The sequence below is a fragment of the Solwaraspora sp. WMMA2056 genome, from assembly GCF_030345095.1.
Taxonomy (GTDB): domain Bacteria; phylum Actinomycetota; class Actinomycetes; order Mycobacteriales; family Micromonosporaceae; genus Micromonospora_E.
The window spans coordinates 5,311,285-5,322,655 of sequence record NZ_CP128360.1 but is presented as its reverse complement, the minus strand read 5'-3'; the positions used below and the strand labels follow the sequence as shown (position 1 = coordinate 5,322,655).

Sequence of the window (11,371 nt, the reverse complement as noted above, 5' to 3'; positions counted from 1 at the left end):
CACCCGTGAGCGACATCGCCGAACCGGTCAACTTCCCGCACTGGGTCAGTGAGAACGAGCATCTGCTCAAGCCGCCGGTGAACAACAAGCAGCTGTTCCCCACCGGCGACGATTTCATCGTGCAGGTCGTCGGCGGCCCCAACCAGCGCACCGACTTCCACGTCGACCCGTACGAGGAATTCTTCTACCAGGTCAAAGGCAACATGCACGTCAACCTGATGACCGACGACGGTCCGCAGACCGTGCACATCCGCGAAGGCCAGATGTGGGTGCTGCCCGGCTACGTGCCGCATTCGCCGCAACGCCCCGAGGCCGGCTCGATCGGGGTCGTCATCGAACGGGTCCGGGAGGAGGGCACCCTGGAGAAGTTCCAGTGGTACTGCCTCGACTGCGGCAACCTGGTGCACGAGGTGGAGTTGCAGGTGCGCGACATCGTCGCCGACCTGCCGCCGGTCTTCACCGCCTTCTACGGTGACGAGTCCGCGCGTACCTGCGACAAGTGCGGCGCGCTGCATCCGGGCAAGGGCTGAGCCTCGCCGTGACCGACGCCGGGCAGACCATCGACGTCCACACCCACCTGGTGCCCAAGGGCTGGCCGGATCTCGCCGCCGCGTGCGGCGGGACCGGCTGGCCGTGGCTGCGCGTCGACTCCGAACGGGCCGCCATGATCATGGTCGGGGAGACGGAGTTTCGCCCGGTCGGCCCGCAGACCTGGGACCCGGCGACGAGGCTGGCCGACATGGCCGCCGACGGGGTCGACGTGCAGGTGGTCTCCCCGACGCCGGTGTTCTTCGCCTACGATCGCCCGGCCGACCAGGCGGTCAAGGTGGCCCGGATCTTCAACGACCTGACCCTTGAGGTCACCGCCGCCGGTGGCGGAAGGCTGGTGCCGTTCTGCCAAGTGCCGTTGCAGGACCCGGACGCCGCCTGTGCCGAGCTGGATCGCTGCCTCGCCGCCGGGCACGCCGGGGTGGAAATCGGCAACCACGTCGGTGACCGCGACCTCGACGACGCCGGCATCGTCGCCTTCCTGCGGCACTGCGCCGACGTCGGCGCACCCGTCTTCGTCCACCCCTGGGACATGCCGGACGGGCCACGGCTGGACCGGTGGATGGCCCGCTGGCTGTCCGGCATGCCCGCCGAGACCCACCTGTCGATCCTGGCGCTGATCCTCGGCGGCGGCTTCGACCAGTTACCCCGTACGCTGCGGATCTGCTTCGCGCACGGCGGCGGCAGCTTCCCGTTCTGGCTGGGCCGCGCCGACAACGCCTGGCACCGCCGGGGCGACGTGGTACGCGGCCGGTCGGCGCACCCGCCGAGCCACTACCTGGACCGGTTCTACGTCGATTCGGTGGTGTTCGACCCGGCGGCGCTGCGGCTGCTGGTCGACACGATGGGTGCCGACCGAGTGCTGCTGGGCAGCGACTACCCGTACCCGCTGGGGGAACGGCCGGTCGGCGCGGTGATCGACAAGGCGGACTTCCTCACCGCTGACCAGCGGGCTGCCCTGAGCGGCGGCAACGCCTACCGGTTCCTTACCGGCTGACCGGCGGCGACCTGCCGGAGCAGGGTGGCGAGTTCGTGCAGCAGTTGCGGCGGGCAGTCGGTGAACGGGCTCGCCTCCAGCGTCGCCGCGATGATCTCCTGGCGTACCTGTCGGCCCTTGTCAGTGAGGGCGAGCACCCGGCCGCGTCGGTCGGTGGGGTCGACGCTGCGCTCGACCAGTCCGCGCTCGATCAGCTGGTTGGCGATGAAGCTGAGGTTGGGGGCGTTGCAGTACAGGCGCTCGGCGAGCGCCTTCATTGACAGGGCCGGTCCGGTCGGGTCGATCGCCCACAGCGCCTGCGCGGTCGCGTTGGTCAGCCCGTGGGCGGTCAGGGCGGGTTCGAGCCGGTCGCTGGTCGTCATGAAGATCTCGTGGTTGGCGCGGATGGCGTCAACGAGGTCCCGGTGGTCCACCGGCCGACGGTACCACTTGCGCTTCGAGTCTCGAACTATTGCGGTCTGAAACGCTTCGAGTATCGAAGTATGTCGTCAAAGCTGAGGAGCCGCACCATGACCCAACTGGCCGAACCGCTCGAACTGCCCAGCGGGCAGGTCCTGCCGAACCGGATCGCCAAGGCCGCCATGGAGGAGTTCCTGGCAGTCGACGGTCAGCTGCCCGGCACCGAGCTCGCCACGCTCTACCAGCGCTGGGGTGCCGGCGGAGCGGGGCTGCTGATCACCGGGCACGTCATGGTCGACGAGCGTGCCCTCGCCGACCCCTCCGACGTCGTGCTCGCGGACCGTACCCCGCTGGAACCGTTCCGGCGCTGGGCGGCGGCGGCGACCGCTGGCGGTGCCCGCGCCTGGATGCAGATCAACCACCCCGGTCGGGTCGTCTACGCGGACATGCCGGGGCTGGCCTGGTCGGCGTCGGACATACCGGTCAGCATCGGGCGGCTGTCCCGCTTCTTCGCCCAACCCACCGCGATGACGCCGGAACAGATCGACGAGGTCGTCGACCGGTTCGGTCGCACGGCACAACGAGCGGTCGAGGCCGGATTCGACGGGGTGGAGATCCACGCTGCCCACGGCTACCTGATCAGTCAGTTCCTCTCCCCGCTGACCAACCGGCGGACCGACCGCTGGGGCGGTGAACTGCGCAACCGGGCCCGGCTGCTGATCGACGTGGTCACCGAGGTCCGGCGTCGACTGCCCGACGGCGCGGCGGTCGCGGTCAAGCTCAACACCGCCGACTTCCAGCGCGGCGGCTTTGACCCGGACGACGCCAGGCAGGTGGTCGGCATGCTCGCCGACACCGGCGTCGACCTGGTCGAACTCTCCGGAGGGTCGGTGGAGAGCCTGGCCACCAACGGCTACCCGGCGGACGGACACACCCTCGCCCGGGAGGCGTACTTCCTCGACGCCGCCGCGACGATCATCCCGCAGGCCCCGGTGCCGGTGATGCTTACCGGCGGCGTCCGCCGCCGCGCCGTCGCCGAGCGGGTACGCACCCAGGGCGCGGCTGTCGTCGGAGTGGCGACGGCACTCGCCGTGGACCCGGAGCTACCGCGGCGCTGGCTGCGCGGCGAGGAAGCAGCGGTCACGGCCCCGGGCCCGCGCTGGAAGAACAAGCACCTGGCCTCGGCGGCCACCCAGGCCGTCGTGCACTGCCGGCTCCGCCAGGTCGGGCGAGGAGCCGCCGACCCCGGCCGGGCAGACCCGGTCGTCTCCCTCATGCAGGAGCAGCTCCAGCGACGCCGGTCGCTGCGGCGCTACCGCCGCTGGTTGGCGGAGCCGGTCAGCGTACGGACGTGGTCTTGGCCAGGGTGACGAACGCGGACCAGGCGGCGGGGGCGAAGGTCAGGGTGCCGCCGTCGCGGTCCTTGGTGTCGCGGACGTGGACCCGGCCGGGCACGTTGTCGGCGACCTCGACACAGTCACCGCCAGCGGGGTTGCTGCGGGTCGACTTGCGCCAGCGAGGGGTGGTGCTCAGCTCCATGTCTGCACCGCTTTCAGGATCATGTCGTGGGACTCCTCGACAGGCAGAGCATAGCTGCGGACACCTTCCCAGGACCGCTCCAATGTCTGCACGTCGGCCGGGTTGCTGATCACGTCACCGCCGAAATGGGAATCGACGTAGCCGAACACGTGATCGTCCACGGTCGCCATCGCGAACGAGCCGTTGAGCCCGTGGTAGGCGTCGGCGCTGCCCGGCACCACGTGCACCCAGATGTTGGGGCGTGCCGCCGCCTCGGCGAGACCGCGCAGCTGCTCGGCCATCTGCTCCGGCGTGCCGACCTGGCGGTGCAGCACGCCGCGGTCGATGACGGCGATGAACTCGGCCGGGTCGTCGGCGCGGGTGAGCACCTGCTGGCGGGTGAGCCGGTTCGCCAGCCGGGTCGGCACGTCGTCGACCGGGCCGACGCGCAACAGTCGTTCGGCGTACTCCCGGGTCTGCAACAGACCCGGGACGACCGCGAGCTGGAACGATCGCAGCAGGGTGGCCCGCTCCTCCATTTCGGCCCACGGGCGCAGGAAACCGGCGAAGGACATTCCGCGCGCCTCGGCGGAGGCGCGCTGCACGCGGTCGCCGCTGCCCAGAACGTCGTCGAGGATCTTCGCGTTCTGCTGCACCGGGACCAGACGGCCGTTCTCGTAACTGCCGATCGACGACGCGCTGAGCTGGATCAACGCGCCGAGCTGCTGCTGGGAAAGCCCGCGCTCGGTGCGCAGGGTGCGAATGATGCGGTGCACCTCGTGCATTGTCGGATCCCCGATCTGCCGATGGTGGGGCGGTGCGTCGAATGCCACCCCTACCTCTATCAGTACGACGGATCGGAGTCCATGATGGAGATCGGATAGATTCCGGATAGTTTGTGTGATCGATATCGGGTTCTGTCGGATGGGGTTCTGTCGACCCGTCGACCTATCGGGCGTCGAGCCGGGCCACCCGACGGGGCCCGGCGGTCCGCCGGTAGCTGGCGTCGAGCAGCTCGCCGATCTCCGCCCAGTCGGTGTCGTCGGCCAGGTCCACCCCGACCCAGCCCGAACTGGCCAGGTACGCCGGGGCGTAACAGCGTGGCTCGGCCAGCAGCGCCGCCCGCTCGTCCGGGTCCACCAGCACCAGTACGGAGTGATCATGCTGCTGGTAGACGCCGTCGACCTTCACCGAGCCGCCGTAGTAGGCGAACACCTTCGTGGTGTAGAAGGCTGGATGGCCGTGTGAGATCTTCTCGGCGGCGTCGGGGAAGGCCAGCGCGAGCCGGCGTACCTCGGCGAGCAGCGGGTCGGCGTCGTCGAACATGATCGGGTGCGGCATGACGGTAGGTAATCACACCCGGCTGACACTTCGGTCCCGTTCACCGAGCCGGCCGGGCGCGCTGATGCAGGCGGGTCGGTCGGTCCGGGCGGGCCGCGACCGGGATCTCCAGGACGGTGACGGCTTCCCCGTCGCCGTCGACCAGGTGATCCTCCGCCGTGGGACCGGCGACTGTCAGATCTTGGCGGGGCAGCCAGGCGAACAGCTCGAGCCCGGCGCGGACCACGCCGGTCGCCGGTGCGACAACGGCCCGGACCACGGTACGGGCGGGCAGGTCGAGCCGCTCGCCGGGCCCCTCGGTCGCCACCGCCGCCCGGAACACCGCCTCCGGCCAGCCGCGGAGCCAGGTCAGCAGCACCGTCGGCGGCCGCAGACACAGCGTTGCCAGCTCGGCGGGATCGGCGACCGTCAGATGGCGTACCCGCAGCCGGCGGGCACCGACCTGCGCGACCTGCGGCAGCACCGATGCCGTACCGGCGAGGTGGTCCTCGGCGTCGGCGACCGTCGCCGTACGGGCGGCGATGTCGTCGCGCAGCACCGCCACGGTCTCGGCCAGGGCCTGCCGCAGCTCGGCGTCGGGGGCGTCCAGCAGGTCGGCGATCCGGCGCAGCGACAGTCCGAGGCGTTGCAGGCCACGGATGCGTTCCAGCCGGGTCAGTTCGGCCGCGCCGTACCAGCGGTAGCCGGTGAGCTGGTCGGTCGCTGCCGGCGGCAGCAGCCCGACCTTGTCGTAGTGCCGCAGGGTCCGCTCGGAGACCCCGACCATGCGCGCCACCTCACCGATCCGCCACACGCCGGTGTCCTCCTGCCCCGCAGTGTTGACTCTGCCCCTGCGGCAGGGTTTTAGCGTGCCGCCATGGATGCCGTTGAACGCGATTCCGCCGCCCGGCTGACAGGCGTACTGCTGCTGGGGTCGTTGCTTGCCATGCTCGCCGGTGTCGGCGTTGTCGTGCCATCCGGGTTGACCCTGAACCCGGCCGACCCGGCCGCCGTGCTGACGGCGGTGCACGCCCGGGTCGAGCTGCACCTGATCGAGTTGGCCCTCGACGTGATCGGCTGGCTCGCCCTGCTCGCCGCCGGTCTGGTGCTGGCCGCGCGTCCCGACCGTCCCCGCGCACACCTGTCCGTGCTGGCCGGCGGACTGCTGACCGGCGCCGGCCTGGCCGGGCTGCTGCACGACGCCGGAAACCTGGCGGTCACCCAGCTCGCCGCCGACCCCAACCAACCGGCTGCCGTGGCGGTGGCGGAAGGGCTGCTGCTCACCGCGAAGTGGACGGTCAACCTGGCCGGGCTGCTCTGGGTGGCTGCGACCGTGGCGGCCGCGTCCGGCATCGCGTTGCCGACCGGGTTTCGGCGAGCCGGTCTTGCCGCCGGGGCGTCCGGTCTCGCCGCGGTGGTTCTACCCTGGACGACCGGGACCGCCGGACCGTCTGCGGTGCTGGAACAGTTCGGCTACCTTCTGCACCTACCGGTGATGCTCTGGTGGGGCGTGCTGGGGTGGCGGCAATGCCTATGCGGGCGCGTGCGCCGGCCGGCCACAATGCGGATGTGAACGACAAGTTGTTGGTCAGGATGAGCAAGCGGATGTCGCTGGCGTTGCGTCACGCACCAGCTCGGTTCGCGCTCGAACTGGACCCGGCCGGCTGGGTTCGGGTGACGGATCTGCTCGCCGCGCTGCGGATCACCCGGCTGGAGTTGGACACCGTTGTCGAGCGGGACGGCAAACAACGGTTCGCGCTGCGCCGTGACCCCGACGGCACCGAGCAGATCCGGGCGAACCAGGGGCATTCGGTCCCGATCGCCCTGGGGCTGGTCGCGCTGCCCCCGCCGGAGCGGCTCTACCACGGCACGTCCGCTGCCGCGCTCGACTCGATCCGGGCCACCGGGCTGCACCGGGCCCGGCGCCACCACGTGCACCTGTCGGCGGACACCGACACGGCCCGCCGGGTCGGCGCCCGACGGGCCGGTGGCGTCGTAATCCTCACCGTCGACGCGGCGGCGATGGCCCGGGACGGTCACCTGTTCTACCGCAGCGCCAACGGGGTGTGGCTCACCGACGCGGTGCCGCCCCGCTACTTGGATGTCTGAGCGCCGACGCGGGCGTCGATGGTCGCCATCAGGTCGGCCGGGAGCGGGCCGGCGGCTGCCGCCGCGAGACACTCTCGCAGCTCGGTGCGGTTCTTCACACCGAGGACGACGGTGTCGACGCCCGGCATCGACAGCGTGTACCGGTGGGCCAGCGACGCAGCGGACTCGCCCAGCTCGCGGGCCAGCTCGCGCAGCGGCGCGGCCCGCCGGAAGTCGATCATGGTCGGATGCTCCGGCGGCAGGTCCCGGTCCACCGCGTCGGTGAACGCGCCGGCCGCGACCGCGCGGATGCCCATCACTCCGACGCCGTACCGGCCGGCGGCCGTCAGGATGTCGCGTGGCCGGGAGCCGTCACCGTCCGGCCGCAGCAGGTCGCCGGGGGAGTCGAGCAGGTTCGTCACGCACTGGGCGACCGCCGGGGTCGGCTGCTCGCCGAGCACTCGGATTATCGCGTCCGACTCTTCGACGGCGGTGATCCCCCAGGCGCCGATCCGGCCGCGCCGGACCAGGTCCTCGAACGCCGGCCGGACGGCCCCGGTGAACAGGTCGGCGGAGGTGACCCCGGTGGTGCCCGGCGCGGCCTGCGCCACGATCGGATTGTGCAGCAGCAGCACGTCTACGGCGGACAGTCGCATCCGCTGCAGGCTGTCGTCGAGGGACTGCTCCAGCAGGGCCGCGACGTCACCGGCGGCCGGGTTGCCCAGCCCGCACTTGGTGACGACGCGTACGCCGGCCGGCAGATTGCCGTCGAACGCCGCGCCGACCACCCGCTCCGCCTCGCCGTCGCCGTAGCCGGGGGCGACGTCGAGCAGGTCGATGCCGGCGTCGACTGCCTCCCGTACGGTCGCCACCGCCTCGTCCCGGTCGGTGACGCCCCACACCTGGCCCAGCCCGCCCCCACCGAGGGTGAGGACACTGACCGGTCCGATGCTGCCGAGGCTACGCTTCTCCATCGCCGTACGTTCCTTCCGCCGCGATCTCAGGTACGGCCGAAGTTTCCCACTTCGAGCACACTCGAAGTCAACCGTGGACAGGCTCGGCCATCTATGGGTGATCAGTGTGCCAGCCGTCGGTCAGGCCGCCGGGAGGGTCTGGCCGAGACGAGTCACCTCTGCCTGTTCGAGATTTCCAAGACATTGACTAGTATCACGAAGATGGCGTCGGAGACATCGAACTAAACCAATGATTAACGGTCGGAAAGGGACAAACACGTGAATGGTTTCGACAGGCGAATGGGTGGACTGATCAGCCGGTCGCTCCATCGGCTGACGGTTGTCGCTCTGGCTGTCACCATGGGGCTCTTCCTGCTCCCGGCGGCAGTCGCGCAGGCTGCCACGTGGCGGTCGGCGACATCCACCGGATGGGGGCCGAGCCCGGCCGCCGGCCAGCAGAACGCGGCGAACAACGCCCGCGCGGCGCTCACCTCGCTCGCCGCGAACCTCGGCGAGACCTGCAGCAATGTCACGGTCTCTGCGCCGCGACACCTCTACACCGCGCCTGACGGCTCGGCGTACGTCTACGAGGCGACAGCCACCGGCTACTGTGTACCGGCCCCGCCGCCGCCGTCGTACACCGTTGCCCGCTCGGCGACCCGGCAAGGCAGCGGTGCCACCTCGACCAGCGCGATCCAGAACGGGGCCCAGGCTGCCCGCGCCGACATTCTCGCCGTCGGCGTTGCCTGCGCGAACTGGGCGACGAATGCCAGCAATGTGTTCACCGCACCGGACGGATCCTGGCACGTCTACAACGTCACGGTCAGCGCGCTCTGCACGAACTGACAAGCCGGCATTCGGCAGGCTCGGGTGTGACACACGCGCAAACGCACTCGGACAGTCGTCAGCCCTGCGCCGTCGACGTGGCCGCCTGTCCGTGTAGGCCGGCGCGCCCCGCCCGTAGAATCCGGGGCTGTGGACCCGGCGCTCGGCACGCTCACCGGGCAGCAGCGGTCGTTGTTGGACCGCTGGCTGCCCGGCGTGAGCGTCGAGCGGGACCACAGCTGGGGCCTGGTGGCGACCACCGTCCTGGGGGTGACGCATGCCGGGTCGCGGTTCATCGTCAAGGCCGGCGGCCACGACGACCATCACCTCGCCCGCGAGTTGCACGCCCACCGGCACTGGCTGCGCCCGTGGACCAGGATCGGCCGCGCCCCGACGTTGGTGTACGGCAGCGCCGAGGCGAAGCTGTTGATCACCCGGTTCCTGCCGGGTGATCTGGCGCTCGGCAGCGGGCACGCCGACGACCCGGACATCCACCGGCAGGCCGGCGAATTACTGGCGATGCTGCACGCCCAGATTGCCGTCACCGACGTCGACCACGAGCGGCGGGAGAACGCCAAGTCCCTGTCCTGGCTCGCCGGCCCGCACCGGATCGACGACGACACGGTACGGCGGTTGCGCGCCGAGATCGCCAGCTGGCCGACGCCGTCGGTGACCCTGGTGCCCACCCACGGCGACTGGCATCCGCGCAACTGGCTCGTCGACGGTGGCGTGGTCAGCGTCATCGACTTCGGCCGCGCGGCGCTGCGGCCCGCGTACACCGACCTCGCCCGGCTGGGCGTCAACGACTTCCGCCGTACGCCGGCCCTCGAAGCGGCGTTCCTCGACGGCTACGGCACCGATCCGCGTACGGCCGACGCATGGCACCGCACCCAGGTCCGGGAGGCGATCGGCACCGCCGCGTGGGCCTACCGGGTGGGCGACGAGCGGTTCGAAGCCCAGGGCCACCGCATGATCGCCGACGCGTTGGGCGACCGATCCCACCGTCGGGCATGAGCGAAACGCCGATTCAGGCACAATTTCGGTACCTCTGCAGGAGCAGCAGCTCGTCGATCCAACCAAGGAAGACGTCGAGATCGTCGCCTGCAGCTACCACTACGAACGGTAGCTGCCGGGCGACGTCAGCCGGCGGCCGTACCGCCGAGGGTCGCCAGGGTCTCCTCGGCGCGCGTGACGTCGGCGACCGCCTGGGTGTCACCGAGACCGCTGTAGAGCTCACGCTGCCAACGCAGGCAGTCGCGCAGCAGCGAACGGATCCCGGCATCGACGATCGCGTGCGGGAACAGGCTGCTGACCAACCCGGTCAGCCAGTTGGCGGCGTCGACGGCTACCTCAGACTGACCGTCATCGTGCCACTGCCGGCCCGCCCGGTACAGCACCCGGCACCAGGCCGGCCCGTACCGGTGGAACTGGTAGCGCAGCTGGCTCGTCCCGAGCTGGGACGTGCCGGCGAACAGCACGTGCGCGTCCAGGGCCAGCCGCATGCCGGACCGCGGATCGCCCCGATCGAGCGCCGCCTCACTGAGCCGGGCCAGCTGGACCGCCACGTCCGGTGCCTGCGCCAGCCGTACCCGCAGCAGCGGGACGAGCGGCAGGCTCGCTGCGGCCAGGCCGGGCAGCCGGGCCTTGAGGTCCGGGGCCAGCTCGGCGAGCACCGCCGGTAGGGTCGGCCGCTGTCGCAGCTGGTCGATGGCGTCCTCCCAGGCATCGGGCCGGCCCGAGTGGTCGGGATCGACGAGACGGCGGACCGCCTCGGCGAGGTCGTGCTGGCCGAGCGCCCGGTACGCGATGTACGCGACGTCGACCGCCAGCCGGAACTCGTCCCAGTGCTTTGTCCAGGCCGCCTCGCGCTGCCAGGGCTGCACGGTTGCGAGACTCTGTGCGTACCGGGACACCGCGTACCCGGCGGCAGCGGCCACGATCTCCGGATCGCCGCCGACCTTCATCTGGACGTACCCGGCTCCGGTGGCGGTCAGCGCCTGGTCGAAGTCGGACGGCGGATCGGCGGACTGTGCGTGCACGACGTACGTGTACAGCGCCTGCTGGGCGTCGACGAGGCCGGAGAACGGGTGGCCCAGCTCGGCGTGTGCGCGGGCCCTGATGATCGCGACGTCGGCGAGGATCCGTTCGGTCACGGGACCCCCGGACGAGCCGGGTAGTCCGTCGACGGCGATATCCCGGATCTGCATCATCCCGTCACCGGCCGATGCGCCGCGTAGCTCGGCGACCATCTCCCAAGTGGACTCGGCTGCCGTCAACGTGTCCACCGCGGCCCGGTTGTCGCCCCGCCGATGCTGCACGTCGCCGAGCGCCAACTGGATGCGGCCGAGCAGCTCCTGGTGATCGACAGCGGACGGGTCCTGCGCGGCAGCCGCCCCAGCCAGCTGACAGGCGTCCTGGTAGGAGTGGGCGGCCTCGGCGAGATCACCGCCCGCCCGTGCCTGGTCACCCTTGTCGACGAGCTTGTGGATCTGTCGTTGCGTGAACATCACGCGATCCTCCCGGCCGGGTTGTGTCGCGGGGTAGGGCCGGCAGCGACGTGAAACGCGTCGAGGACGGCTGACGAGCCGTTCCCGGTCCACGTTAGCCAGCGGACACAACCCCGTCGCCAAGTGGAGCGTCACGGGCGAGCTGGTGCGTGTTCCTGTCAGACCCGCTCATTAGCCTCCCGGCGATGTGCTGTGCGGTGCCGACGCGGCGGGGG

The 11,371-nt window shown here is 70.9% G+C and carries 14 protein-coding genes; 7 read left to right on the top strand and 7 right to left on the bottom strand.

The window, feature by feature from the left end; genetic code table 11:
• Nucleotides 1–5 precede the first annotated feature (5 nt).
• Both O7608_RS24015 and O7608_RS24010 read left to right on the top strand, forming a co-directional pair.
• Nucleotides 6–530, top strand: coding sequence for a 3-hydroxyanthranilate 3,4-dioxygenase (locus O7608_RS24015; RefSeq protein WP_289206742.1), 525 nt, complete (start codon nucleotides 6–8; stop codon nucleotides 528–530).
• On the top strand, nucleotides 500–1,546 hold the full coding sequence (locus O7608_RS24010; protein WP_421357015.1) for an amidohydrolase family protein: 1,047 nt from the start codon (nucleotides 500–502) through the stop codon (nucleotides 1,544–1,546). The genes O7608_RS24015 and O7608_RS24010 overlap by 31 nt, the downstream gene beginning before the upstream one ends.
• Here O7608_RS24010 and O7608_RS24005 read toward each other — a convergent pair.
• A complete protein-coding gene (locus O7608_RS24005) occupies nucleotides 1,525–1,959 on the bottom strand; it encodes a MarR family winged helix-turn-helix transcriptional regulator (protein WP_289206740.1) in 435 nt (144 codons plus the stop codon). The genes O7608_RS24010 and O7608_RS24005 overlap by 22 nt on opposite strands.
• Before the next feature lie 96 nt (nucleotides 1,960–2,055).
• Here O7608_RS24005 and O7608_RS24000 point away from each other — a divergent pair, with 96 nt between their 5' ends.
• Nucleotides 2,056–3,315: an oxidoreductase gene (locus O7608_RS24000; protein ID WP_289206739.1), complete on the top strand. Its 1,260-nt coding sequence runs from the start codon at nucleotides 2,056–2,058 to the stop codon at nucleotides 3,313–3,315.
• Here the strand turns inward: O7608_RS24000 and O7608_RS23995 are convergent.
• The 4 genes from O7608_RS23995 to O7608_RS23980 all read right to left on the bottom strand — a co-directional run bounded on the left by O7608_RS23995 (nucleotide 3,284) and on the right by O7608_RS23980 (nucleotide 5,597).
• A complete protein-coding gene (locus O7608_RS23995) occupies nucleotides 3,284–3,484 on the bottom strand; it encodes a DUF397 domain-containing protein (protein ID WP_289206738.1) in 201 nt (66 codons plus the stop codon). The two genes, O7608_RS24000 and O7608_RS23995, sit on opposite strands and share 32 nt — an antisense overlap.
• Nucleotides 3,475–4,239 (bottom strand): helix-turn-helix domain-containing protein, encoded by a 765-nt coding sequence (locus tag O7608_RS23990; protein ID WP_289206737.1) that lies wholly within the window; start codon nucleotides 4,237–4,239, stop codon nucleotides 3,475–3,477. Before O7608_RS23990 ends, O7608_RS23995 begins: the two co-directional genes overlap by 10 nt.
• 172 nt (nucleotides 4,240–4,411) lie before the next feature.
• Complete coding sequence (locus O7608_RS23985) at nucleotides 4,412–4,804, bottom strand: MmcQ/YjbR family DNA-binding protein (RefSeq protein ID WP_289206736.1); 393 nt, start codon at nucleotides 4,802–4,804, stop codon at nucleotides 4,412–4,414.
• 40 nt (nucleotides 4,805–4,844) lie between these two features.
• The gene (locus O7608_RS23980) at nucleotides 4,845–5,597 is read right to left on the bottom strand and encodes a MerR family transcriptional regulator (RefSeq protein ID WP_289206735.1); all 753 of its coding nucleotides are present in this window, start codon (nucleotides 5,595–5,597) and stop codon (nucleotides 4,845–4,847) included.
• 63 nt (nucleotides 5,598–5,660) lie between these two features.
• Between O7608_RS23980 and O7608_RS23975 the strand changes: the two genes are divergently transcribed.
• The gene (locus tag O7608_RS23975) at nucleotides 5,661–6,356 is read left to right on the top strand and encodes a hypothetical protein (RefSeq protein WP_289206734.1); all 696 of its coding nucleotides are present in this window, start codon (nucleotides 5,661–5,663) and stop codon (nucleotides 6,354–6,356) included.
• A gap of 20 nt (nucleotides 6,357–6,376) precedes the next feature.
• On the top strand, nucleotides 6,377–6,892 hold the full coding sequence (locus O7608_RS23970) for an RNA 2'-phosphotransferase (protein ID WP_502959225.1): 516 nt from the start codon (nucleotides 6,377–6,379) through the stop codon (nucleotides 6,890–6,892).
• Here the strand turns inward: O7608_RS23970 and O7608_RS23965 are convergent.
• Entirely contained in the window at nucleotides 6,877–7,845 is a 969-nt protein-coding gene (locus tag O7608_RS23965) for an aldo/keto reductase (RefSeq protein WP_289206732.1), read from the bottom strand. The genes O7608_RS23970 and O7608_RS23965 overlap by 16 nt on opposite strands.
• A 339-nt stretch (nucleotides 7,846–8,184) precedes the next feature.
• Here O7608_RS23965 and O7608_RS23960 point away from each other — a divergent pair, with 339 nt between their 5' ends.
• Together O7608_RS23960 and O7608_RS23955 are read left to right on the top strand one after the other, a co-directional pair.
• Nucleotides 8,185–8,670, top strand: coding sequence for a hypothetical protein (locus O7608_RS23960; RefSeq protein ID WP_289206731.1), 486 nt, complete (start codon nucleotides 8,185–8,187; stop codon nucleotides 8,668–8,670).
• A gap of 129 nt (nucleotides 8,671–8,799) precedes the next feature.
• The gene (locus O7608_RS23955) at nucleotides 8,800–9,663 is read left to right on the top strand and encodes a phosphotransferase (protein ID WP_289206730.1); all 864 of its coding nucleotides are present in this window, start codon (nucleotides 8,800–8,802) and stop codon (nucleotides 9,661–9,663) included.
• Between the two features lie 125 nt (nucleotides 9,664–9,788).
• On the opposite strand, the gene O7608_RS23950 is transcribed toward O7608_RS23955, so the two are convergent.
• Nucleotides 9,789–11,156, bottom strand: a complete 1,368-nt coding sequence (locus tag O7608_RS23950) for a hypothetical protein (RefSeq protein WP_289206729.1) — start codon at nucleotides 11,154–11,156, stop codon at nucleotides 9,789–9,791.
• Nucleotides 11,157–11,371 lie beyond the last annotated feature (215 nt).